Here is a 24,882-nt window from a genome sequence, read left to right on the forward strand (position 1 = left end):
AATGATAAATGCCTTGGGCAAATAGGAATATGGGTTATGCCTCGCGCAGGCTCTGCGCAGGTTCAATATTAATAGCGCGCCAGGCACCGATGCCGGCGACCAGTGTCGCCACGACGATGGTGAGTATCAGAGCTACGAGTCCGTGCAACGGGGTGATCTTACAAATCATCTGACCCGTAGCCTGGCTTCCCGCTAAAGCCTGGTTAAAGACCAGGCTGGCTATAAGGTAGATCGCAAAGCCGCCGATATAAGCCACCAGACTAAGCAGACAGCCCTGAATAATCACATAGGCACCTACTGCCGGCCGGGTAAAACCGAGCAGGCGTAGGACAGCAATATGTTTACGTTTGCGATCAACATTCGCGATAAATGAGCCAATTAGTGAGGCGATACAGCCAATCAGCGCGGTGGCTGCGATGGTATTAAAAATAATGCCCAATACCCGATTGATGCTTTTCACATTTTCTATATCAGCCAGGCGACTGGTGGTTTCGATGCGCTGCTCCCGGAGATCGCGCTCAAGGCTGGCAACCTGATCAATATCGCGGGCATATAATCTGGCGCGCGCGTAGAGTGGCGGTTTGCCGTCAAGCAGTGCGCCGCTGGTCATCCCCAGCTCAGCCACCGCATAACCATCGCGGAAATGTTCAAGCGCCAGCAATAACGAAGGCTGGGTAAATATAGCGGCACGATTAAAATAGGTAGCAGGAAGAATCCCCACGACAGTAACGCTTTTTCGTCCCCATTCCCGGCGTTCATCAAGCATCCTGCCTACTCGTAAAGAGAGCGTATCACCGACATTGGCCGCCAGTTTTCGTGCAGCTTCCTGGGTAATGACAACCTCATTTTCCTGATGGAGCTTAAGGGACTTGAGTAAGGGATCCCCTGAGTCTGTTGGAATAACTTCAGCATTCTCAATGAAATGCGTGCTGTCTGTTTGCAGGTCAGCAAGCGTATTTAGTGAACGTGTTTGCCCGATGGCGAAACCCACATCGGGCCGCTGCCGTAACTGTTCGATCCAGTTTTGGTTGTAGCTGCCACTACTCAGCATACGGATCTCAAGGTTGCGAGGGTCACTGGCCAGATCTTCTTGCAGCTGGTTCACAATCCCAAAACGCAAACCGAAAAGAAGCAATAAAGGCGCGATGACGGCGACGAGAGAAGAAACGATGCAGAAAGAAATGATGCGATCGTGCCACAGGTCTTGCATGGCCAGGCGACCCAGTAGTCTGGCTCGGTTAAAAGGCAAAATAAGTTCCTCCCTGTTTGTGCTTCGACGATTCCATCAACCGTTCAGGCTGGGCAGTTAAACAGGGTAAATTGAAATGTTGTACCAGTGGCCAGTCATGGCAAACAATCAGTGCCATCATGCCTTCCTGACGGACTAACTCAATAAAAAGACTGAATAATTTCTGGGCGTTGTAAGGGTCAAGTGCGGCTGTTGGTTCATCCGCCAGCACCAGTTTTGGACGGTGCAATATCGCGCGCGCGAAAGCTGTTCTCTGCCGTTCACCAAACGACAGCTGAGTTGGATATTTGGCCAGTAATGGTGCCAGTTTGAGCACATTGATCACTCTGTCCAGCAGGGCGTTGTCAGGGCATAATCCCTGCAACTGGCACGGCAGGAGGATGTTATCTTTGACGTTCAGATAGGGGAGCAGCCCCCCATTTTGCAGTACAAACCCAAGCTGACGGGCGCGAATACCTGCCAGTTTATTATGCTGCTCATCTTTTATCAGCGTTGCGATATCAAATTGCTGTTCACCTTCATCAAGCTCAAAACGCCCGATTTTACTGGGTTGTAGCAATAAACCGATGGCTTCCAGTAGTGTGCTTTTGCCACACCCGCTTTCTCCCGTGACCGCGACCACCTGGCCTGACCGCAGCGTGAGCTGCGGCAGGAAAACCTGGTGAGCATGGCTGCCCTCACCCCGAACAACGCACAACTCTTCTATGTGCAGCATCAGGGCATCATTTCCAGCGGAATGGGATAAACGCGATCGCGCGGATCGCTTCCTTTTGCCAGCTCAACCCAGCGATCAACATCGGCGTTATATTTTTGGTAATGACGCAGTTTGGATGACAGCGTGCGGATAAATTTCTCCTGTGATAAGCCATCCCAACTTTTCCATGTCTCTTCGTCGAGGTTAAGGACATCGCTTTTATAGGGAAGATCGGCCAGATATTCTCCCAGTACACCGAGATCGCCAATGCGGGCATTGTCCTGCTGTTTCAGCTGGTTAGGATCGGCTCCCATGGTTGCTGCAACGGTACGCAGTTGCTCAAACATTTTGGTGGGTGAGATCATTCCCTCATTTGCGGCTTTCAGGATCTGGCTGACAGCATCGCTCAAATCACTAAGCTGTCCCTTGGTCAATAGAACACGAACATCAGTGGTGGGAATGTTCTGCTTAATCAGGTCGCGGTCACTGATCCAGGCCTGGAAGACTAATGGAGCCTGAGTGCTGTTACGCTTACCCAGGTAAGCCAACTGCATGGCGTGACCAATTAACGTCGTATCCTGTAGCAGTTTTTGTTCCGGCGTCAGTTTTTTTCCATCATCTTTCGCATACAGTGCGCTGCCAATTGCGGCATCACCCATGTAAGCTGATTTCACCTGCTCAGTAATCGCTGAAGCCAGAGCATCAACCTGCTGGCCAAATGTTTTAATATCACCAGCATTCACAGCCTGATAAAGGTTGGAATGGGTGCTATCAAAGTTCGAGAGATCGCGGTACTGGCTCTCGGCCTTGGCATGGTTCTGTTTTCCGCTTGGTGTTTTAAGGTGCAGCGTATAGATTGCAATGCCTCGGTTACCTGCTTCCAGACGAAGCTGACTGGCATCAAGACCAGTACCTGACAGTTTGTTGCTGCCGTCAATGGCACCCGCATCGGTAATCAGGACCATATACCGTGCGCCAAACGGGCTCCAGTCAATGTCATCAATAGCTGACAGCACGCCGGAATACGCATCCTCGTCATACAGAGAGCTGGAAACCTTCGCTTCTTTTAAATCGGCAACCTTCTTCAGAAAATCCGCGCCATCTTTCACTTGGTTAGGGTCTGCGTAAATCTTTGTGCGGTACTCAAGGCCTGGTACAGCTTTGGTATTTGAACGAAATGAGACCAGCCCAAACTTAACTTGTCCATCCAGATGTTCTTGTTTGATCTTGTCATAGATCTTATTTACCGCTTCTTTGGTGCGCTCAATGTAAGGCCCCATTGAAATGGTTGAGTCAATAACGAAGACCACTGAGGCGTTAAAACCCTTCAGTTGATTTACGCTATCTTCTTGTTTTTTAGTGGTTTCAGCTTTACTAACGGAGGCTACGTTAAGCAGACGTGTATAGAAGCCATCTTCGGTCATGACCTCTTCACCGCTCAGGATTGGCAGCAGATAAAATTGTTTTTGCAGATCGACAAAGTATTCGGGCTCCTCAGCCTGAATGCCATCGGCATGACCGTCGCGTTTCAGCTTGGCACGCAGCGGGGCTACCAGAGATACGGGGTCTGGTGCAGAGAGAATATCATCAAGACTTTTTCTCTCTTTGAAGAACAGCAATCGGTCACGGTTTGCCGGATTGGTAAATGCCAACGTGAGCTGCATTTTCCAGTCGACGGTACATGACTTTGGTAACCAGCCGATAGTTTTACCAAAGCTATCTGGCCCGACCTTAAGCCAGCTTTGACCGTTTGCATCTTCTTTTTGATAAACATAAAGGCTACTGAAGGCAGGTTGTAGCTGACCTTTATCATCGCCTGCTGCAGTTCCAAGTTTGCAGCCGGGGGTGGTAAGAACGCGCTGATACAACGTTTTCTTGCCTTCCTGGATCAATGGTTTGTCGCCATCAGCGGCAAAGACATGCCCGCTGAGTAACAGACCGCATAATGGCAGGGCCAGACGGCTAATCGGATTCCAGGTCATTTTCCTAGCTCCTCAAGGCGCTGCCTGGCGGTTTGGTTGTCAGGTTCCGTTTGCAGAACCGTTTCGTACCAATACGCCGCAGTATCTTTGTCCGGCTCTTTGAAACATTCACTCGGCTGGTGGTATTTCGGGTCGTATTCACCTGCGTACACGAGTGCGATTTTGGTATCGCCACCCTGGGCACGGTTAGCGTACAGACGCTGTGCAACACCACATTTTTTAGCCTCTTTTGCGGCCTGAATAATGGTCAGGAGTTTGTCACTGTCGAGTTTTTCCTGAACGCAGCTCTGGACGAAATCAAGCTCGTTTTGGCTGTTTAAACCCTGTGCAGAGCAGGCGCTCTGGGCGACAGGCTCAGGTGCTGCGGTGGGTGCAGACGCTGGTGTTTCTTGCTGAGTTTGTTCGACGGGTAGGGCTTCCGGTGATTTATCCCGGCCTAAAAACCACCACAGCGCACCGGCAATCACCACTAAGGCCAGTATTGTCGCGGCAATTAGAGGCAGACGGGAGGACCCCGATTTTGCCTGCGTTCTCACCTCTGCATGAATAACCGGCGCTACAGGCTCGGGGGCAACAGCCGTTTCTGTCGTGATGGCTGGCTCGGAAGCTACTTCTGGTGTGGCCAGCATGCTGCTACCGCTGTAGTTGCCTGTTTCACCTTTTGCTTCGGAAGAGAGCAGTTCGTCGCGCACTAGTTGCAACGTCGTATTGCGTGTTTCCCCAGAGTCCAGCTTGATCTGAATTTGTACCTGGCTGGATGTCGCCAGTAGCGGGTCAAGCAGGGTTGGGCCAATACGAAAACCACTACCTTTGGTCAATGCATAGCCGCCGTTCACGGTAAACCAGTGTTGTGCCGGGCTCCAACTGCCATCAGGTTGTAGGTAGTTCTGCTCGTTATTGCATAGAATAAAAGTCAGGTTAGGCATTATCGCGGTTTCACCACGCAAACGGACCATCAGTTGTGCAGTACCTGGCTCTGCCGGCTGGCAGGCGATGATTTTAGCTAGCATGGCATGTTCTCTTGTTTCAATTGGCTGATAATCTGACCAAGTCGACGATTATGTTCGAAGGAAATATCCCGTGTGGCGCTATGACCTGCATTGTCCAGGACGACGCTCATCAACGCGGAAAGCCAGTCACCCAGGTAGGCGACGCCGGGTTGTGGCGCGACAGCGGTGAGTTGAGGCAATTCATCATTCGTGAGTCGCTTCTGACATAGAAATACTTTGTTTTTCTCGCCAACATAGCTGTTGGGAACCTTTTCGGCTGGCAGAGTGAGGTAACCAAACCAGGCGATAAAATCGCGTATTGTCAGCTGAGCGCGCAAAACCTGACGTGCTCTCATGTGTAAGCGAGTTGTTTCCGCCTGCTCTTGACCCGCAAGGGCACGTTTCAATGTCCCTTCCAGTTCCAGGCGTGTAGCGGCGGTGATTAGCTCTTCGCTGAGTTGATTAATCAACTCACTGCCCATGCCCAGTTGACGCCACTGCAAGGTCTGTTGCGGTAGCTCCCGCAAGTGGGCTACCCAGGCTTTAAAAGCCTGATGAGCGAAATCATCATCCTGACCTACGCGTTCCGGTGCGGTAGTTGCGGGTGCATCAACAATGGCAGTTTCAACAGTCGTAGAGGCAAAGGGATCGCTGGCAAAGGGGTTATCAGCGAACGGATTACTACCAAACGGGCTGGTAGCAAAAACGTTCATTGTCGGGCTTTCTCCCTCGGCTTGCGGTTCCTGGTCGAGATCGCGAATACTCAAATAAATGTTATTGAGCTCCTGAGTCGGCAGAACCAGACGTTCGATCAACTCCCCCATGCTGTGGGAACATGCAGACAAGCCCTGCCATAACTCTTTGGCAATAGCTTGTTTTTTCACAATCTGCCCGTCACCCTCTTTTTCGTACCAGCGGCCAAGACGTTGATCGCCTGTTTCCATGCGGCATTGCTGCAGTTGTTGTTGTAAACGTTTTAGTTTGAAGTCGAGATGGGCGACGCCACGCAGCGCCTTAGTCAGCCGCGACATTCCGCCATCGTTGAGTTCGAGCATTGCCTGCCAGGCCGCTTTGGGTTCTGCAACGTGAGCATTCACATTTTTACCGCAGACGAAGGTGTTACCCATGGTATCGAGTACAGCGCGATAACGATCGCTGATACCTACTTCCTGGAGTCGCTCCTGTGCGGCCTCACCTTCGAGTCTCAGGAAGGGGTTATCGAGACCGGGTTTGCGTACCAGGAAACAGTTATTGAAAGGCTGATTGGGCACCCATTGCTGAAGCCAGTCATATTGTGAGAAGCGCTCCAGTAAGGTCATATGCATCATACCTTCCCAGCCTTCTTTTAGCTGGCTTTCTGTATGTTGCAGGCTGTTGACGATTCGCATATCACACATAGTGATTGCCCAGAACAGACCTGGATTACGACCTCCGCGCTCTTCGGCAGTCTTACCTTGGGTTTTCTCCACCCAGCGGTTTAATACTGGACCCACATCGGCAACGTCGCTCTGTTTGGCAGAGCTGGCGCATACCACAAGCGCATTCATTTCCTGGTTATCGGTATAGCGTTCGAACAGGTAAGCAACTTTACCGCGAAGCAGGAGCTGTGAAATCGCATTAAGTCCATCCCGACCAGCCTGTTCCAGTGCGGTGATCTTAAGACGACCGCGATAGCCAGGGAAGTCGAGCAGATCAACCTGTTCCACAACACTGTTGGTTTCGACTTCTGCCAGAGGGAAAATCAGTTCGGTGGTTAAGGCCGCCAGTTCCGCCTGCGTTAAGCTGGCGCTACCAATTTGTTGCTCTTCTTTCCAGTAACGAATCTCGACGTTGCGATCCTGGCTGGAGCCCAGTCGGTTCAGACTATCTACGTTCATGATGCTGCCGCTGTTATGATCAGTCAGCGTTTCCAGCGGGGCAAATACCATCCGGGCATGATTCAGTTTTGCCAGTACATTGGCTAATGAACGGTAGGTTTCGGTGAGGGCCGGCTGTTCCCCCCACAGCAGAGAAAAGAGCTCTGCACGTTCATTTGGGCTCAATGCTGGGGCAATTTTCAGCACCTGTGGCCACCAGGCGTGTTCAAGCTTCTCAACTGACTTTTTAAAGGAGGCGTTGAGGTAATCCCACAAGGCGACGACATCTTCCTGGCTGACGCCGTTATATTGTTGAGCTTGCACTGCCCGCTGTAGGAATGGGCGCAGGCGCTCTTCAACCCGGCTTTGGTCAAGCTGATAACTCAATTGCTCATGGTTAAAGTCGTTAAACCAGGCGTTTGCCAGAATCTTAGCCAGGTCGATTTCACTGAATAGACGCAACGGTACAGGGTAACCAGCCGGTGCGGCGGGTGCCTGACGGGTAAATCGAGTGACCAACCCCGTCGCTTCTTTACCCCCGCCGACAGGGTTAACCTCTTTGATAAAGTCAACGCGTCTTTCGCCGTAGATCGCTTCCAGTGACCCGTTGCTACCTGCGGCGAGCGCCGAAATAAGGTACGATTTCCCGGCTTGAGAGATACCGAAAAAACCGACGGTCATCGGTGTTTTGGCAACTTGAGTCAGGCTGTTGGCCAGATTACGTGTACGCAGCAAACTCAGGTTGAGTTTGTCTGCTTCGTTGTCTAAACGACGCGAACCGGGGCGTACGTTGTCGACCCATTCGAGAGCATCCAGACATCCCTGAGCGATAGCAGCCCAACCTTGAGTGAGAGATTTTTGATCGCTATTCATTATTTTTTAACACTCCCGCTATCGAGCCAGTGTCGGCTATCAATGAGCCCTCTATCGGGCATCGTATTGAGTTCCAGATCCAAATCACGTTTGCTAAATGACTTATCGGTGTTACTGCTGACATCGGCGATCGTCAGGCGATCGCTAATGAGTCCAAGTTGGCGGGCGCGTTTGCCCTTATCGATCATCAGTCTGACCTTGAGATACGGAGAGCCGCTATCTGTGGACTGCGCTGCGGAGAATTTTTTACGTCCTTCTTCGCTAAAACGGAGGGTGTACAGTGGCGCAGCAGTCCACCGTTCAGCATCCAGCTGGCGATAGCCTAAACGCAGATCGCCACGCATAACGATGCTTTGCGTGGTTTTCTCGCCATTTTCATCGATGATTGCCGGTAACTTGATCTGCCCGTTTTCAGATTCGATATGTTGATAAACGATGTCGGCATCGCGAATCAGGTTATCCATATCAATGGTGCCGATATGGCGAATCGTTGAATATGGTTTCAGCTCTGAGGTGCGGAAATGGAAGTTAGGGATACTATGGTTTGCACACAGCTGTGTGAGCATGGCGCCCACTGAAGCCGTACTTTTCGGATCGTCGATATGGCCATTTTTATGGAACGGGTACCAGGTACCAGTCTGATAGCCATGTAAAGGCAGAATGCGCCCTGGAGGCAACGGAAGGTTGCGACGAATAATCGCCTGAATTCCCGGCAACTGTGACGGACGGCCGGTGAGCAGCAGCAGATCGCAATGATAATAGGGCAAAACTTCACAGAGTGCGGTCAGGACTTTATCGATGCTGAACTTACCTGCACAGAGATCGCTATGGAGTTTGGCGAGTGGAAGATTAAGCATGATATCCGCGAGTTTGAAGTCGGTCGGACCTCCCGCTTTCTGAACTTCCCGGCGAACAAACGCTTCGACTTCATCGCGAATACAACCCGCCGGTAATAACTCGCCGACACGTTGGTTAATCAGGGTATGCGTTTGTTCATCAAGCGGATCGTAATGTTCGTATTTGCCCAGGATATGCAACGCGAGCGGGACGAACAACTGCAGGCTGAGTTGTTGGCGAAGTACGGTTTCGGCTGCGCTAATATTCTGCGAGCCGCACAGCTGGGACATCAATGTTTCAGTGGACATCACACCGGCTTCACGCAGCGCCTGCTCAAAAGCGGGGAGGACGTATGATTGAATGACATCCAGTAAAATGTCGTCACCTGCAATCTTAAAGCTGTCGCGAAAACGCTGGTGGGGGATGATATGTACGTTGGTACCACCACCGGTATGCCCATTATGATCGAGGCGGTAATCTGTGATCACCAGATCGGTGGTCCCCCCGCCAATGTCAATTGATGCAATAGTGATACTATCGCGAGCGGTACGGTCAGGTCGGCCTATCGCGTCGAAAAACTCTTCCGGATGACCGGCAAAGTTCTGATTAATCTCGGTGTACAGGTAAACTAACTGTGCACAGGAAGCCTCGTCCCACTCAACCCTGATTTTAGGTAACGGGATCTTGATGTTGGCTTCGGTGTGCTCTTCTTGTACATCATCGTATGGATCGTTCTCGCCGTTGTGCCAGCGCAGCGATTTCCAGACCAAACCGACAGCCTGGCGCATGCGTTCGTCCAGTACGCAGCGTTCAGCCATGGGCATACCTGGCGGAACCGTGAGAATAATATGGCGCAGCTGACGTGGGATCCCGGCGTGTCCCTGACGAATACGCTGCTCTGGGCTGTTAATCTGGCTAATGGCTTGGGTTAGAACTTCTGCCAGCATAAAGGTCATCAGCGAACTGCGTGAGTAGCGTGGCGTAAAGACAGGGATGCGATCCATCTCATCTTCAATGGTGTGCAGGGCTTCGCCTCTTTCATCGATCAGGTTAGCAAACGGTGCTGCTGTCGCCAGTGGATTACTGTCCTGAACGTAACTGCCATTAAAACGCCAGCCCTGACCATAAAACTTCTCATCCCACAGATAGCGTTTAGGGCTTGATAACCCTGTTGAACCTTCGCTTCCTTTACGGCGAGCAGCCAGACGGGTGGCTTCGCCACCAATACGAGCGATAGTCGGCCACTGGAACGCGTCGTGGCGACCGCTGCGTACAGAGCAGTGATCTTTGCCGAAGAAAGCTTGCGAAAACTCGACCCGACTTTCAAAAGGGTCAGTATAGATATGTTCGGGGGCGCTGAGATCACGTAATTTCAGCACATAGTTATGCCTCATCCCTGAACCTGATTGCCCATGATCTTCAATAAGAATGCCACAGGTGCGCGAGTTGCCTACGTCGAGTATCAGGTCTACGGCGATGGGTTTAATCGCATTGGTTTCCCGATTCGCGATCACCCTGAATTGCGGCAGTTCAATGACGGGTTCAGTCTGGGTTTGTAGACCTTCGACAGGAATCGCCATCAATGACAGAAGGTTTAGGTAATGCGCTAGTGGGTATTGTTGAGCAAGCTCCTGCTCACGCTCGTCGATATCCCGGCCTTTGCTCGCTTCTTTAAATACTTCTTTGAGCCAGTCGGTTATCCATTCCTGAGTCAGATACCAGTTGAGGGCATAGGTTGCCGTCGCGACGGCGAAGGTTGCCCCTGCATTCACATCTTCCTGGTTCGGACTGAGATCGGCGGCAGCTTGCTGTTTGGCCATAATGCGGGTGTCGATCGCCAGTGTCATACGATGGCTATGCCCATCTAAATCGGGCTCTGGCAGTTTGACTAAACGAAAGCGAGCCCAGTTCAGTGGTCCTTCCTGGTACACATTAGGCGGGCTAAAGCGTAGCAAAGGAAGCGGTAACCAGATACCGTCGAACAACTTAAGACTCTGCTCAACGGGGATATCGTACTGGCTTTTCGCCTTCTCGATGTTATCGGGTGTCGGCTGATAGAAATAGTAATCGCGCTGCTCGTTGTAAATTAAACGTGTGAGCACACCGTTCGCTAATTTGACAAACTCGCCAGCAGGCAGGCGGCCAAGGGACAACCCGAAATCCAAAAACTGGATCCCAGAGTCACCCACGAGGGTAATTTGACGATCGAAAGATACAATCTCAGGCAACATAGTTATCTCGTCCCTGTTCAGGAATTAGGTTGAAGCATGCGGATAGGGAATGTTTTTTCCCCATCATTGCTGCCAATACAATCGGCGTGGCCAGCAGCGGGAGATTTGCACTCGATTGTTGGCACAATAAAGTTTGAACCGTCGCTACATTTCATCTGTTCAGGATTGGTGATACTCAAAGCCCCTTGCTGCACATTGCCGCTGGCAGAACCACGACAGGTAACGCCGCTGGACTGGCGAACACTGACGGTGCCATTACCTTGGGCAAAGTTATATTGCAGCTGCAGTGGTCGCCCGGTGAGTTTGTCCTGAATACCACCATTCACGCGCCATTCGCCGTTAAGAAACTGTGCCGGGCCATCGGGGAGGGCTGGGGGAAGCGTTAGCGGTGTGCCCTGCGCTGGAATTACTGGCGGCGTAGTGACAGGTTGAACAGCGGGTGGCGTTTGAGCATCAGCGGCGCCTGGTACAGCAGGAGGTGCCGGAATAGTCGGCTTAGCAGTGATGGCTTCATTCGCAGGAATGGGGGGAGGCACAGTGTCGCCACCGGCCTGCGTGGTAGAAGCCTCTACCGGAACAGCTGGTGTTGTTGGTTCCAGAGTTTGATGGGGCTCTACAGTGGTCCCTTCAGCGACTCCTGGGATGGCAGATGAACCTACAACGGTTTCTGAACCTATGCGTGAAACCTGGGTTGTTACATCGGAGACGCCCACGGTTGGACTTTCGACGACAGATTCCGTCGTGATCGCCGTTTTATTTGTGGTAATGGCAGGGAGACCCGGAATCGAGAGCGACGGTGCGCATCCGCGCAGTAGCCCTAATAATAACGCCAGCAGCAGCAATGCGAGTAGCAGCCAGAGTAGCCAACGCCAGCTCCAACGTCTGCGCACCACGGTATTAACCTCAGGTGTCATACCCGGTGCTACGGCCGCTTCTACGGGGGGGAGAGGCGTTGAGGCAGCGAGAGGAGCCGCTGATAGCGATGTTGGACTCAGCCAATGCATAGGGTTACGCTGTTCGCCTTCTGGATGGATAAATCCCCAAAAAGTAATCACCAGGATCCCATTTACGAGATACACAAATTCGTAATCCGGGAAATGTGTGACCGATTTCAGCAGCTGTGCGAAGACGCGGCGATCGCCTCCGGTGCCGTTTTGCTCAGCATTGAGTAACTGTTCACTTAGCGCCTGCACAGACATTTGAAACGCATTAAATTGCTGGCGTGCTGACTCCCGCTCTGCTTCACTCGCTCCGCTCCATGGAATAACATCGCCAGGGAAGCTGCTGTACCAGTCTGTTCTGTCTCCACCCTGATCGTTTTGTGGGATGGCTAAATGACGAGCCAGATCGCGACCTGCATCAAGACGATAGATTGCTTCACGTAGCTGGAAAGCCATCTTAAAAACGGGATAGCCCGTTTCACCCAGAGCCTTAAATGAGGAATTATGCCCGGTACGTAGCAGTGGTCCCTGAATCGAATTTCGCATTATCTAAACCTTGTAAGGCTGTGATTTAACAAAAGCCACAGTGATGTAGGCTACTTTTTACTCGCACCAGGCGTCCATTCAAAACCCCAGCCATAGTGCTTATCCATCAACTTCCGGTCGGGGAAGAAACGGTCAAGACGCTCAACCTTGATATTGCCATCGACGTTTTTGAGTCTGGCTATTGCCGCAACGTTATTAAGCTGATTGCTGTCAGTAAGCATGGATATAATGGGGGGTTGATCAGGCACATAAATCGTGATGGTGGCGTTGGTCCCTTGCCAGTTGTCGGCACCGCCGTAAATGAAGCTATAAATCAGAACCTCATCAATATCCTGCCAGTGGCTACCATTAATGAAGAGCCATTCACCATCTTGATCGTTACCTTCACGAAGGTCTTGTTGCAGCAACAGATAAGGCGGTTTGTCATAGTTTCCCAGGAACTTACTTAACGCTTCGGCACCACTGATCTTGCCGTTTTTAAAACGAATAAAGGCGGCGATATCGAGGTCGATAGGCTGTTTATGGCTTCCCTGTTGCCAGGTCAGGTTGATTTTAATCCGCCCGAAATCCTTGCGTTTCTCCAGGTTTACGCTGGGGTTTGCCTGGGTTAATTTCGTGCTGCCAGGCGTGGCTGCGGGGGCTACAGCTGGTGTAGCCGCAGGTACATCGTGATGCGCCGGAGGAGGTGTCTGGGCGAGGGAATTTTTATGCCACCACCACCAGGCGCAGGCAATCAGCAGCAATAATAGCAGCAATAATAGCCATGGCAGGAAGCGTCGCCACCATGGGATAACTATCACAGGAGGTGGGGGCGTTTCACCAATAATGGCCCAGTTGGTAAGGACAGGTTCGCCCCCCACGCTATAGCAGTTAAGCGCGTGCGAATGTGTTAACAGCATTTGTAAAGCGTGTGCCGAATGTTCTTCGCCGCGTGCGATCAACTGCTCGATCAAACCGGCCAGAATATCCTGATACTGCTGGCGTTTACTTTGGACGGATGCTTGTTCCGTATCGCTTAGCGCAGAAAAGGGTTTTGCCAGCCCCTGGCGTCCAGTCCACCATTCCAGATGTCCTTCAGAACCACGCCGAGCAGTAGCGTAGAGTAGCGCCAGAGAAGGTGGAAGATGACGGTGTATGATCGCAACCGTCTCTTCGTAGATTGTCAGAGTCGCTTCATCAATAGGCGCAGCAGTTGTTAATCGTTGCATAACCGAAATCATTATTATTGTGAGTTATATGCGTGGTATGCATACAGCTGCATATCAGCAAGCCAGAGCCGTTTTTTCACCAGTAGAAAAAGTGGCGATGTGACCAGCACCACTTTTAGTGCGTCCTTAACGAAGAGTATTTGCTTCTTCCAGAACTTTGATTTTCTGCTTGGCTTCTGCGACTTTCTTTTCTATTGCAGTAATTTCACTTGCGCTAGTGGCATGCTGAGACTGCCGTTGCAAGTCCTGTAATTGCTGAATTTCCTTCTGGCGCTCACTGCTTTTAATTTTGCTGGACTTCAGCTGTGCAAGGGTCTGCGACAAGTCTGAACGCACAGCGTTTAACCTTGCTTGTTCATCGGCCAGCTTCTGATTAACGTTTTGCTGTCGGTTTTGGGTATAAGCCTGCTGTTGCTTCGCCGACTCATTTTCATACTGGCTGAGTCGAACCTGTTGCTCTTTTTTATCAACCTGCTGACGATAACCGCCGGATGTAGCGCAGCTCAGTTTGGTAATAAAACTCGGATCTTGCGCATGTAAATCACAGTCCTGTGGTGTTGTGGTACAACCGGTAAGTACGATAGAGGCGAGAAGTAGATATTTTCTCATCAAATAATCCATAAATTGAGTCAAATAACGACGCTTTACATGTCAAAGCGGTCTGAAAAAGGCCGATAATCCTATCGGCCTATAATCGTTAGCCCAGAGAAATAGCCTGGCGTTGTTCGTAAAACTCGTTCGTTTCTTTTTCCAGGTCGCTTATCTTGCTATTCAGGCTGCTGTACTCTTCGTTCAAGTTCGCCAGTTTGGTTTTCTCTGCAGATGTTGCGGTGGTTTGTCCTTGCAAAGCGACCTTATAGGCAGACTCTTTGTCTTTCATGCCTTTCAGGGTCTCTTTCATCTTGCTGATGTTGGCATCGATTTGTGCTAACTGTGTTTTGGCACCCGCTTTATCAAAGCCAGCCTTATCTTTTTGAATGCTAATTTTGGTTAAGGTTGCCTGGTTTTCACTGATAACCTGTTTCATGGCAAGGGTAGATTTTTCCACCGCAGCGGTATCTTTGCTGATATCTGTATCCATTGCCTGCAGGCGATCGGCTGTGGAGGCGTAATCTTTTTTCAGTCCATCAAGATAGTAATTCGCTGTCATACCTGCAGCACATCCCGCAGCCCCACCAATGGCGGCACCCGCAATTACTTTCTTAGTATCACCCGCGAGAACACCAACCAGGGCACCGAGAGCTGCGCCTGATACTGCACCAACACCGCAACCTTGTGCACCAGAAGCACTAAAGAAACGGGATTGCTCGGTGGTGGTTAGGCGCGGATCCGGTTTTGCTCCTGACAGCAGAGAGCTTCCAGTATTGGCGCAACCGCCGAGAAGTAATGTTGCGGAAATTAGCAGACAAGCAGTATTTCGGTTAAAAGAGTTCACTTTTGTTTTTCCTTAAAGCATAAATTAGCAACGATAAAAGCTGTGTGGTGATTAAATTTCGCATAAGTAGCGATTTCATATAGGGAAAAATGAAATTTTGTATTTTTTATAACGTGATAACTTTTCCCGGCTAATACAATAAAATCACAATACCAAGTTGTGTATTAATTTCATGGCGTTACTATTGGTTGTGGAATAACAACGACTTGTTCTTTTTTAATATTGTTTTAATGTGAACTATTTGTTTTTTATATACTTTATGCTGTCTGCGTAACGGAGTTGTTGCTCCTTCATACGACATAAATCGTGGTGAAATGAGCAGCAGTACGGTAACCAGAGAGATTTTCCCTTCTCGCATAACATAAAAATTTTCGCTCTGAGTATACCTGATTTATTCATAATGTGAATTTATCTTGACGTAAATATGATTATTTTCACACATGAAAAAAATAGCGAACATATAGATTGATCTGAGTCAATAATAAAATCGCCATTAATATTGGTAGTTGTGATAACTGTTATCAATGGGTTGCTATTTTTATCTTTTTTAGTACGAAAACTCATCCGAAGTTTAACGGTTTTCCTTTTTTAACGTGTGTTAGATCATATTTTTTTATTTATGTGATATGGGTATGATTTTGCAGGGGTGCTATTTTTCATTCGAAATATAATGTTTTCGAATAATAAAAGTATACTTTTATTATCGCGTCTAAGATTACCTTCAGGTAAGAAAAAATATTGGCGATAAGAGAAGCATCTTGTTTGTGCTCTCTGAATGCCGTGGGTTTTGTATGCTATCGAACCCTGTTTTTGCATTTAACCCGCCAGAATTCTGGTGGGCATAACCACCACTAACGAGGTTGCTGCTGCGTCGCGCAGTGAATACCGCCACCGCCTGCCGCGATCCCGTCAATATTCAACTGAATAATTTCACGATCGGCAAACTGTTCCTGCAAAATAGCGTGAGTATTGCGGTCGGTGCGCTTATCCCCAAACTCCGGCGCAATGACGGCGCCGTTGCAGACATAGAAATTGATATAGCCAGCGGCAAAATCATCGCTCGCGTAGGTCTGGCGGATGGTTGATGGTCCTTCCAGCGTGATGACGTTCAGCCGTCGGCCTTTCGCGTCAGTCGCTGCGCGTAATATTTCCAGATGTCGCCGGGTCACGGCGTAATCAAACGACGACGGATCCGGCTCAAGACCGGCCACCACTGTACCCGGATGCGTGAATCTGGCGTAAAAATCCGTATGACCGTCGGTAATATCTTTCCCGGCAATACCCGGTAGCCAGATGATTTTTTCCAGCCCCAGCAATCGCTTCAGTTCTGTTTCACACTCCGCTTTACTGACGCCAGGATTGCGGTTCGGGTTAATCACACAGCTCTCGGTAATGATTGCCGTACCTTCGCCATCGACCTCTATTCCGCCACCTTCCAGCACCAGTGAGGAGCGAATAAATGCGGCCTTAGCGTAATCAGCGACGAACTCAGCGACTTCAGCATCGCGCGCATATTCTTGCTTTTCGCCCCAGCCGTTGAAGTTAAACCCGATGCCACCGAGCGCTCCGCTGGCGTTTTTTACGAATACCGGTCCGGTGTCGCGGATCCACAGATCGTCAATCGGGTGGATGAGCAGATTGACCGTGGGCCCACACAGACGTGCGGCGATGTCGCTGTCCTCTTCACGCACCAGCATGTTGACGGGTTCAAACGCAGCGAGGGTTTTCGCGACCAATGCGAGGTTTTCCCGAACCACGGGCAGCAAATGCGGTTCCCAAATCTCTGCACTTGCGCCAAATGCCATCCAGGTTGCGTCATGGGACGCGCCTTCATCCGGCATCTGCCAGCGCCGGGTCTCTGCCGCGCTGGCGAATTGACTGAAGCTGCAGCCCATCATACTGGCGAGAAACATACCTGTTGATGTCACCAGGCTCTGTTTGACGAACGAACGTCTTGTCATCATGGGAAAACCTTTTATGTCTATTCACCCATTTTACGGTGAACAGAATAATAATAGATAATGAAGAATAGACAGCATATTAACGATTAAATAATTAATCATAATGATGCCCTGATAGTTGATGCGCAATATAACATGGGGATTAAAAGTTGCAATTTCTTCGCTTTATATAATGGCTGAATCTGGCTGTTATTAAAATTTCTCAATTATATATTTATAGATAATTTATATTTATTAATAAAATTATATCTTCTCGCATGTGCTGAGGCCCCGTCTGGCGGGCTTTATCGCAGATTGTGATCCGGGCGAGTGTTCTGGTGTATTGAGCCATGAGGTTCGGCGTGTGAACTATAGTAAAGAGGGTCGTTATCTCTCATTATTCATCATTATGAGCGGGGGATGTGCATGAAGAAGATACTGATGTTGGTCGGTGATTATGTTGAAGATTACGAAACAATGGTTCCTTTCCAGGCGCTGAAAATGTTAGGTCATCGTGTCGATGCTGTCTGCCCGGATAAACGCGAGGGGGATTACGTTCAGACTGCCATTCATGATTTTGATGGGGCGCAGACCTACAGTGAGAAACCCGGGCATCGGTTTACCCTGAATGCGAACTTTACGGATGCGCGCGAAGCGGATTATGACGCACTGCTGATCCCCGGTGGGCGTGCGCCGGAGTATTTACGACTAAACCCTGCGGTCATTCAACTGATACAAGACTTTAACTCGGCAGGTAAGCCGATTGCCGCCGTCTGCCATGGCCCTCAACTTTTGGCGGCGGCAGGGGTGTTAGAAAATCGGACGTGCAGCGCGTATCCGGCCTGCGCACCTGAAATTCGTCTGAGTGGCGGGCATTACGCCGATATCGGGATTGACCAGGCGCACGTTGATGGCAATCTGGTGACTGCACCGGCATGGCCCGCACATCCTGAATGGCTGGCAAAATTTGTTGATGTATTAACGAAGTAAGTGACAAAAAATGAAGACAGTCGGTACCACCCGTCCGGTGATACCGACTGTTTACGGTTAGCGCAGCATAAGCGCGAACACGCCCCAACCGAGGTATTCCAATGCCTTAGCGATTATCGGGTTGGGCACGAACGTTGTTCAGGCCGGTCGTGTTAATGCGATAGGGCTGACCATTGACGGATTTGATCAGTTTTTTGGTTTTGAGTTTTTTGAAAACCTCGAGGGTGCAGTCGCTGAGCAGTAGCCCTTCGCGGCTGTAGCATTCAACGGAGGTAATGCGGCCTGAGGTGTCGCGGACGTGAGCGATACGTCCACCTTTGGCGAGAACGTGTAAGGTACGTTGTTCCTGACGGGATAAATTCATACTGGGTAACCTGTTAATCATCATGTGCAAAACGTGCAAACACACAGCGGTGTCCGCATTCGATTTCGGCGCATTGATAATCAGTCCGGCCTGAAAAGGTCGGTAAGCTGATTATCTGATGATTACATTCTCCAGCATCAAAGCCTCGGTTAGCGTTCGGATATTTACGTCATGAATGATATCACGGGACAGGAAGATGTGAATCCTTCGCAGAGGAAATTGTGATCTGTAAAGGGATACAACATGACGCAAACTGGAATATGTGTGTCCATTTACGCAGGTATTCACAGGCAGGTAAGAATTATAATCATTAAAAGAATGAGAATTAAAAATATAAAATAATCATTTTGCACTATTCACTTTCTGCAGAAAGGCAGAGAGTTAAATAATACCGGTGGTTTTTTATTTTCAGATGAATAATTCAATACTATTTTTATATAGCGAGGGACAATAAAGCGTGGCTTATAAGTGCATTATTTTCAGTGGGATAGGTATTTGTGGTGGGTTGATTAAGTGTGATCCTGTTCACGGAATTTAGTTTGTTAAATCGTTATTTCTATAATGGTGCACAGCGGTGTGCTGTGTTTTTTATTTCCGGTCATTAAAAAATACGCCATGGTTTTATTTCACTCTCCAGGTTTATCCACTCCGCACTGCATCAGGCTTCATCTCACTGTATCTCGCAAATAATACATTAAAGGATGTCTCACAATGGATATTGTTGAACGTTTCATTAACTACACCAAAATCAACACCACCACCTCACGGGAAAATGGCGCAAACGGGATAATGCCTTCCTCTCCGGGGCAAATGGTACTGGCAAAACAGCTGGCCGCAGAGCTTGAAGCATTGGGCATGGAAAATGTAGAACTCAGAGATACCGCTATTGTGACGGCGACACTGCCCGCGAATACAGACGACGATATTCCAGTGGTCTCCTTCTTTGGACACCTGGACACCAGCGCAGAACAGACTGCAAACACTCATGTTCAGCGACTTCCCTATCGCGGCGGAGATGTGTGTCTGAACAAAGAACTGAATATTTACCTACGAGAAAGTGAGTTTCCAGAACTGAAAAATTATATCGGCGATGACCTGCTTGTGACCGATGGCACCAGTCTTTTAGGGGCGGATGATAAAGCAGCGATCGCGGCGATTATGAATGCTCTGCAGTATCTGGTTGCGCATCCTGAGATTAAACATGGGACGGTCAAGGTTGGCTTTGTGCCTGATGAGGAACAGGGATTACGTGGCGCAAAAGCCTTTGATGTTCCGGCGTTTGGTGCGGACTTTGGTTACACCCTGGATTGCTGCGGAATTGGCGAGTTTGTGTATGAGAACTGGAACGCAGGCGATGCTGAAATCATCTTTACCGGGCAGTCAGCACACCCAATGTCCGCGAAAGGCAAACTGAAAAACTCTCTGCTGATGGCTCATAAGTTCATTGCCATGTTACCTGGCGGAGAGGCACCGGAATACACCGAAGGCCGCGAAGGTTATTACTGGGTGAAGCAATTGCAGGGTAACAGCGCCCGTACGGTGCTGAAGCTGGATATTCGTGATTTCAGCGAAGAAGGCTATAAAGCACGTATGGCGTTCATCCGGCAACTCGCGCAGAGCACCAATGCACTGTGGGGAGAAAATAGCGTCGTCTGCCACTTGTCCGATCGCTATGCGAATGTGTTCAATAGCCTGCAAGGCGATGCACACTATCCGATCGATATTGCGCTGCGCGCCTATCAGAAATGCGGCATTACACCCAAACCAGTGGCGATGCGGGGTGGATATGATGGCGCGGTTCTGTCGCAGAAAGGGTTACCTTGCCCGAACATCTTTACCGGCGCCCATAATTTTCATTCAATTTATGAATACCTGCCGGTACGTTCTCTGCGGGCTGCCAGTGGTGTCGTGGTGGCCGTCATTGAGGAAACCTTTGCTGAGTTCGCAGAGGGGAGACTTCAGTCATGATCCAGGTATTGATTGCCCTTCTGGTTATCGTTGTTGTCGCCCGTTTAATCCTGAAAGGCTATCGTGCTGAGCCCGTGTTATTTATTGCGGGTTTGGTGTTGATGATGATTACCGCCTTAACCGGCTGGGGCTCCGTCTTGCCGAAGGGCGTTGCCAGTACGGGGATTGCTTTTCTTGATCCGTTCGAGGTGATGCGGGATCTCTTCAGTACACGTGCTGCCGATCTGGGTCTGATGATCATGGCGCTGATGGGTTTTGCGCATTATATGGATCACATTGGAGCAAATGAGGCCGTGGTGCGGGTGGTGACGAAACCCTTACGGGCGCTGCGCTCACCGTATATTTTACTCTTTTTCTCCTACCTGCTTGCCAGCCTCCTGCAACTGGCTATTCCTTCAGCCACCGGCCTTGCCGTGCTACTGATGGGCACCATGTTCCCGATTATGCTGGGATTAGGTCTCTCTGCCGCCTCTGCTGCCGGTGTTATTGCCACTTCGCTTGGGGTGGCGTACACCCCAACGGCAATCGATGCTATCAGGGGCTCTAAAGCGGTGAATATGGATGTGGTGGAATATGTGGTTTACCACCAGGGGCCAGCGGCTCTGGCAACCGTTCTGGTTGTGGGGATCTGCCATTTCTTCTGGCAGCGGCACTGCGATCGTAAAGCGGGGACGATGCCTCAGGAAATCGGCGCGGCGGCGATAACTGACTCAGGAAAAGCGCCGGCGTTTTATGCACTTCTGCCGATGCTTCCTATCCTGATGGCGGTGGGATCATCGGCCATGTTTGTCAGCGGTATTAACCTGAACATCATCACCATCGTCCTGATTTCAATGGCGCTTTGTATGCTGATTGAGTGGGTACGCTCACGCGATTTAAAGTCAGTCTGCGAAGGATTCAGCCATTTTTTAAAAGGCATGGGAACGGCATTTACCGGCGTGGTGGGGCTGCTGGTGGCGGCGGGGGTTTTTGCTCATGGCATTAAAGTGATTGGTGCCATTGACCAGTTAATTCTGATGGCAGAACACGTTGGGTTACCGCCATTTGCTATGGCTGTGGTCTTCGCACTGGTCACGCTTGCGGCCGCAATTATCATGGGGTCGGGCAATGCGCCGTTCCTGGCGTTTGTTGAACTGATTCCCCAAATTGCAGCCAGTATGGGGGCTAACGCGGTGGCGATGATCCTGCCGATGCAGCAGGCATCACACATGGGGCGGGCGATTTCACCTGTTTCCGGCGTGGTGATTGCCGTTTCAAGCGGCGCGAAGATTACCCCCTTTGATGTGGTTAAACGGACAGCCGTCCCGCTCATGGTGGGCTTTGTCACCCATACTTTGATCATCGGTATTTTCTATTAACACGGCTGGCACAGACAAACATCCGGCGCTCGCAGCCCGGATGTTTGTCTGTTTTTTGTGCGGGTGAAGGTCTGAAAAGGCGACAGTATTTATTGATAATAGTTCTCATTATTATTGTTGCGTTTTGCGGGTAATGGTAATGTTATGCCAACCGTGAATCCCCTTATCTGCGCAGAAGAGTATGAATAACGCGACCTCCCGACACCCATCCCGAACCTTCTCCGTCAGTGAGTTTATGGATTTTGGCGAGCGTTACGGGATTGATTACCGTTTCCCAATGCTCTTGCAAAAGCCGGAACTGCCGCACGCCAGTCCTGTTCTGCAAGGTGAAGTCGAAGAGATGACGCTCCCCTGCGGCATGTGCGTCACGCACTCCGATGTGCAGGTGCTACAGCCCTACGAAACCACCTCCCGCCACAGTAGCCCCCTGTATATGCTGGTGGTGCTGGAAGGGTGCGTGAGATTGACGCTCAACGGCCAGGATCACGTGTTGCGCTCCGGCATGGCATTCAGCTCGCGCCTGAGCGAACACCAGACGATGCGCGCGCGTCACCCTGCGGATTGCAAACTGCGGACATTATCGCTGGGGTTGTATCCCGACGGCGCGTGGCGTACGGGGATGCTCGAGTCATTAATTCGCGAGTGGGAAACCTGTCAGACGCCGACGCTCATCTGGCAGGTGCCGGGATTTTTGCTCAGCGGATTACAGTATGCGCAAAAATGTGCGCCTGGCAGCGTTCCCCGGCAACTGATGCTGGAAGGGCTTATCCTGCAACTGTTCGGTCATGGCCTGAGCGTGTGTCAGGCGGAAAGGGGTCAGCGTCTGGCGGCCAGTGGTGAACAGCAGCGGCTGGAGATGATTCGTCGCCTGCTGGAACAGGCACCTGAAAACGACTATACGCTCAACGAACTGGCGCAGCGGGCGGCAATGAGCCCCAGTAGTTTGCGCGGTAAGTTTCGGGCCGTATACGGTTGTTCGGTGTTTGATTATTTGCGGGATTGCCGCCTGGAGCGGGCGCGCGGCTTTTTGCTGGAAGGGTACAGCGTGCAACAGGCCGCCTGGATGTCGGGTTATCAGCACGCCACCAACTTTTCTACTGCGTTTCGTCGTCGCTACGGTTTTCCTCCGGGGGATGTACTCAAACTGTGTTAATCCATTTTTCTGCTTTGTGCGAGGTCCTACCCTCTATTTTGGCACTGCGCATAGGTAACCTGGCATCCGGCATAGCGACTCTCATCGCCAAAAAGGCAATAATTCTTATTTACAATTAGAAACGCCTTTGGAGATGTTCATGTTCGCTAAGACTCGGTTAGCGCTGCTGGTGGGATGGGTGACAGGTAGTGTGGCTTTTCCTCTGCTGGCACAGGAAACCGCGAAAAACGACACGGTGGTGGTCACGTCACAAATGCAGAGCGGTGCCACCAAACTGGCTACGCCGGATATTGAAACCCCGCAGTCGGTATCCATCATTACCCGTGAACAATTTGAAGAGCAGGGCGCAACCAGCGTGCGTCAGGCCGTCAGCTATACGCCAGGGGTTTACAGCAACCAGATTGGCGCCTCTAACCGCTTTGATTACATCGTGTTGCGTGGTTTCTCTGATGGCAGCCTTGATAACGTCTATCTCGACGGACTGAAGATGATGGGCGACACCAACTCACACAGCTCGCTGGTGGTTGATCCCTGGTTCCTTGAGGATATCGAAGTGGTGCGTGGCCCGGCTTCCGTGCTCTATGGTCGCTCTTCTCCGGGGGGGATTGTCGCATTGACATCGCGTAAGCCGTCGTTTGATGCAGGCGGGGAGGTGAAGCTGTTTGCCGGGAATAACAATCAGCGCGGTGCGGCGTTTGATGTGACCGGCGCACTGGATGATAACGATCGTGTGGCGGCGCGTTTGAGCGGGATGACGCGCTATGCAGACTCGCAGTTTGGTCCCTTGAAGGAAGAACGCTACGCGCTGATGCCAAGCCTGACCTGGCGCATCACCGATCAAACCCGCCTTGACCTGATGGCTTATTTGCACCGTGACCCGGAAGGCGGCAGTCACTCCGGCTTACCGTATGACGGCACGGTGGTTCCTCACTATGGACAAAAGATTTCGAATACCTTCTTTGAAGGCGAGGATGACTACGACAAATACGATCGCCGCGAGAACATGGTGGGCTACAACATTGAGCACCTGTTTGACAGCGGCTGGTCGGTCAGACAAAAACTGCGCTATTTGCATACCGACGTTGAACTGAACCAGGTCTATGCCGCGGGTTGGCTGAATGCAACCGAGCTAAACCGCGGTTATTCCGGCTCCGATGAGAAAATGTCGGCCATTACGCTGGATAACCAGCTTGATGGTAGCATTGATACCTGGCAGGTAAACCATCGCCTGCTGGTGGGCATTGATTATCAGGATCGCAGCAATAACACCACCGGTTACTACGGCGCGTTCCCGCCTATCGATGCCTTTAACCCGGTGTATGGCGCGAAGCCGGATTACATCAACATGTATGCACGTGAGAAGCACAAGCTGCGTCAGACGGGTTACTACTTGCAGGATCAGATGTCATGGGATCGTTGGCGCATCACACTGGGCGGTCGCTACGATCAGGTTAGTGTGTCTAACATTAATAAGATCAACGACTCACGCAGCGATCTGGATAAAAACAACGTGAGTACCCGTGCCGCGCTGCTCTATCTGTTTGATAACGGTTTTGCACCGTATGTGAGCTATTCCACCGCCTTCACGCCGACCAGCTTCGCTGACGAAAATGGCAACCTGCTGGAGCCAATGGAAGGTAAGCAGTGGGAAGCCGGGCTTAAGTATGAGCCGGAAGGATTGAACAGCCAGTTCAGTGCGTCGGTGTTCCGCATCAATCAGACCAATATTGCCACCAAAGAAGAGCCGACCGATCCGTATCGCTCGATTGGAGAAATTGAATCTGAAGGTGTGGAGCTGGAAGCCATCAGCCAACTGACGGATAACTTCCGTCTGCAGGCGGCCTATACCTACACAGACATTCGCTATAAGAAAAGCAGCCCGGAAGAGCAGGGGAAGCGTGCCGTTTATGCGCCGCGTAATCAGGCCAGCACCTGGCTGAGTTTTGATGTGAAAAGCGGTCCGCTGGACGGCCTGACGCTGGGGTCTGGCGTACGTTACGTCAACGGTATTACCAGCGATCGTCTGAACACCCATACGCTGCCGTCATATACGTTGGTGGACATGGCGGTGGGTTATGACTTAACGAAGATTGGCCTTAAGGGATTAAGCGCGCAATTGAATGTGAACAACCTGACCGATAAACGCTATGTGGCGGCCTGTAACTCGCTGACGTACTGCTACTTTGGCGCTGAACGCAGCATTGTTGGCAGCGTGTCCTGGGCATTCTGATCTCATAACGAAAACCCTGCCGGAATGGGCAGGGTTTT

General features: G+C 50.7%; 17 protein-coding genes. 5 read left to right on the forward strand and 12 right to left on the reverse strand.

Translation table 11 applies throughout. The features are described from left to right. Positions 1–34: 34 nt before the first annotated feature. From N7268_RS10240 to N7268_RS10290, 11 genes are all read right to left on the reverse strand, one after another. The gene (locus N7268_RS10240; RefSeq protein ID WP_260862806.1) at positions 35–1,249 is read right to left on the reverse strand and encodes an ABC transporter permease; all 1,215 of its coding nucleotides are present in this window, start codon (positions 1,247–1,249) and stop codon (positions 35–37) included. Further along, entirely contained in the window at positions 1,239–1,964 is a 726-nt protein-coding gene (locus N7268_RS10245; RefSeq protein WP_260862807.1) for an ABC transporter ATP-binding protein, read from the reverse strand. The genes N7268_RS10240 and N7268_RS10245 overlap by 11 nt, the downstream gene beginning before the upstream one ends. Beyond that, positions 1,964–3,925 carry a vWA domain-containing protein gene (locus N7268_RS10250; protein ID WP_260862808.1) on the reverse strand — a complete coding sequence of 654 codons (1,962 nt, stop codon included), beginning with the start codon at positions 3,923–3,925 and terminating at the stop codon, positions 1,964–1,966. Before N7268_RS10250 ends, N7268_RS10245 begins: the two co-directional genes overlap by 1 nt. After that, on the reverse strand, positions 3,922–4,935 hold the full coding sequence (locus tag N7268_RS10255) for a hypothetical protein (RefSeq protein WP_260862809.1): 1,014 nt from the start codon (positions 4,933–4,935) through the stop codon (positions 3,922–3,924). Before N7268_RS10255 ends, N7268_RS10250 begins: the two co-directional genes overlap by 4 nt. Then, complete coding sequence (locus tag N7268_RS10260) at positions 4,929–7,643, reverse strand: putative virulence factor (RefSeq protein WP_260862810.1); 2,715 nt, start codon at positions 7,641–7,643, stop codon at positions 4,929–4,931. Before N7268_RS10260 ends, N7268_RS10255 begins: the two co-directional genes overlap by 7 nt. After that, the gene (locus N7268_RS10265) at positions 7,643–10,711 is read right to left on the reverse strand and encodes a virulence factor SrfB (protein ID WP_260862811.1); all 3,069 of its coding nucleotides are present in this window, start codon (positions 10,709–10,711) and stop codon (positions 7,643–7,645) included. Before N7268_RS10265 ends, N7268_RS10260 begins: the two co-directional genes overlap by 1 nt. A 17-nt stretch (positions 10,712–10,728) precedes the next feature. Continuing rightward, positions 10,729–12,198, reverse strand: a complete 1,470-nt coding sequence (locus tag N7268_RS10270) for an SrfA family protein (protein ID WP_260862813.1) — start codon at positions 12,196–12,198, stop codon at positions 10,729–10,731. A 50-nt stretch (positions 12,199–12,248) separates the two neighbouring features. Continuing rightward, positions 12,249–13,406 (reverse strand): tellurite resistance domain protein, encoded by a 1,158-nt coding sequence (locus tag N7268_RS10275; protein ID WP_260862814.1) that lies wholly within the window; start codon positions 13,404–13,406, stop codon positions 12,249–12,251. 126 nt (positions 13,407–13,532) lie between these two features. After that, positions 13,533–14,015 carry a hypothetical protein gene (locus N7268_RS10280; RefSeq protein WP_260862815.1) on the reverse strand — a complete coding sequence of 161 codons (483 nt, stop codon included), beginning with the start codon at positions 14,013–14,015 and terminating at the stop codon, positions 13,533–13,535. An 88-nt stretch (positions 14,016–14,103) separates the two neighbouring features. Continuing rightward, on the reverse strand, positions 14,104–14,841 hold the full coding sequence (locus tag N7268_RS10285; protein ID WP_260862817.1) for a hypothetical protein: 738 nt from the start codon (positions 14,839–14,841) through the stop codon (positions 14,104–14,106). Between the two features lie 851 nt (positions 14,842–15,692). Then, positions 15,693–16,805: an agmatine/peptidylarginine deiminase gene (locus N7268_RS10290; RefSeq protein WP_260862818.1), complete on the reverse strand. Its 1,113-nt coding sequence runs from the start codon at positions 16,803–16,805 to the stop codon at positions 15,693–15,695. A gap of 402 nt (positions 16,806–17,207) precedes the next feature. Here N7268_RS10290 and N7268_RS10295 point away from each other — a divergent pair, with 402 nt between their 5' ends. Beyond that, positions 17,208–17,771: a DJ-1/PfpI family protein gene (locus N7268_RS10295; protein ID WP_198905240.1), complete on the forward strand. Its 564-nt coding sequence runs from the start codon at positions 17,208–17,210 to the stop codon at positions 17,769–17,771. Between the two features lie 106 nt (positions 17,772–17,877). Here N7268_RS10295 and N7268_RS10300 read toward each other — a convergent pair whose 3' ends face one another. Further along, entirely contained in the window at positions 17,878–18,135 is a 258-nt protein-coding gene (locus N7268_RS10300; protein WP_260862819.1) for a YjhX family toxin, read from the reverse strand. A gap of 711 nt (positions 18,136–18,846) precedes the next feature. On the opposite strand from N7268_RS10300, the gene pepT reads away from it, so the two are divergent. From pepT to foxA, 4 genes are all read left to right on the forward strand, one after another. Next, positions 18,847–20,103, forward strand: a complete 1,257-nt coding sequence (pepT, locus tag N7268_RS10305; RefSeq protein ID WP_260862820.1) for a peptidase T — start codon at positions 18,847–18,849, stop codon at positions 20,101–20,103. Continuing rightward, the gene (gene dcuC / locus N7268_RS10310) at positions 20,100–21,461 is read left to right on the forward strand and encodes a C4-dicarboxylate transporter DcuC (protein WP_198905234.1); all 1,362 of its coding nucleotides are present in this window, start codon (positions 20,100–20,102) and stop codon (positions 21,459–21,461) included. The genes pepT and dcuC overlap by 4 nt, the downstream gene beginning before the upstream one ends. 181 nt (positions 21,462–21,642) lie before the next feature. Then, the gene (locus tag N7268_RS10315; protein ID WP_260862821.1) at positions 21,643–22,614 is read left to right on the forward strand and encodes an AraC family transcriptional regulator; all 972 of its coding nucleotides are present in this window, start codon (positions 21,643–21,645) and stop codon (positions 22,612–22,614) included. Positions 22,615–22,753: 139 nt separating this feature from the next. Beyond that, on the forward strand, positions 22,754–24,844 hold the full coding sequence (foxA, locus tag N7268_RS10320; RefSeq protein WP_260862822.1) for a ferrioxamine B receptor FoxA: 2,091 nt from the start codon (positions 22,754–22,756) through the stop codon (positions 24,842–24,844). Positions 24,845–24,882: the final 38 nt, after the last annotated feature.

This window comes from Citrobacter sp. Marseille-Q6884, from assembly GCF_945906775.1.
Taxonomy (GTDB): domain Bacteria; phylum Pseudomonadota; class Gammaproteobacteria; order Enterobacterales; family Enterobacteriaceae; genus Citrobacter.

Bases quoted from the DNA above. Each gene is read 5' to 3' on its own strand.
- N7268_RS10245 (WP_260862807.1), bottom strand. From the start codon at position 1,964: ATGCTGCACATAGAAGAGTTGTGCGTTGTTCGGGGTGAGGGCAGCCAT.
- N7268_RS10250 (WP_260862808.1), bottom strand. From the start codon at position 3,925: ATGACCTGGAATCCGATTAGCCGTCTGGCCCTGCCATTATGCGGTCTG.
- N7268_RS10255 (WP_260862809.1), bottom strand. From the start codon at position 4,935: ATGCTAGCTAAAATCATCGCCTGCCAGCCGGCAGAGCCAGGTACTGCA.
- N7268_RS10260 (WP_260862810.1), bottom strand. From the start codon at position 7,643: ATGAATAGCGATCAAAAATCTCTCACTCAAGGTTGGGCTGCTATCGCT.
- N7268_RS10265 (WP_260862811.1), bottom strand. From the start codon at position 10,711: ATGTTGCCTGAGATTGTATCTTTCGATCGTCAAATTACCCTCGTGGGT.
- N7268_RS10270 (WP_260862813.1), bottom strand. From the start codon at position 12,198: ATGCGAAATTCGATTCAGGGACCACTGCTACGTACCGGGCATAATTCC.
- N7268_RS10275 (WP_260862814.1), bottom strand. From the start codon at position 13,406: ATGCAACGATTAACAACTGCTGCGCCTATTGATGAAGCGACTCTGACA.
- N7268_RS10280 (WP_260862815.1), bottom strand. From the start codon at position 14,015: ATGAGAAAATATCTACTTCTCGCCTCTATCGTACTTACCGGTTGTACC.
- N7268_RS10290 (WP_260862818.1), bottom strand. From the start codon at position 16,805: ATGATGACAAGACGTTCGTTCGTCAAACAGAGCCTGGTGACATCAACA.
- N7268_RS10295 (WP_198905240.1), top strand. From the start codon at position 17,208: ATGAAGAAGATACTGATGTTGGTCGGTGATTATGTTGAAGATTACGAA.
- N7268_RS10300 (WP_260862819.1), bottom strand. From the start codon at position 18,135: ATGAATTTATCCCGTCAGGAACAACGTACCTTACACGTTCTCGCCAAA.
- pepT (WP_260862820.1), top strand. From the start codon at position 18,847: ATGGATATTGTTGAACGTTTCATTAACTACACCAAAATCAACACCACC.
- dcuC (WP_198905234.1), top strand. From the start codon at position 20,100: ATGATCCAGGTATTGATTGCCCTTCTGGTTATCGTTGTTGTCGCCCGT.
- N7268_RS10315 (WP_260862821.1), top strand. From the start codon at position 21,643: ATGAATAACGCGACCTCCCGACACCCATCCCGAACCTTCTCCGTCAGT.
- foxA (WP_260862822.1), top strand. From the start codon at position 22,754: ATGTTCGCTAAGACTCGGTTAGCGCTGCTGGTGGGATGGGTGACAGGT.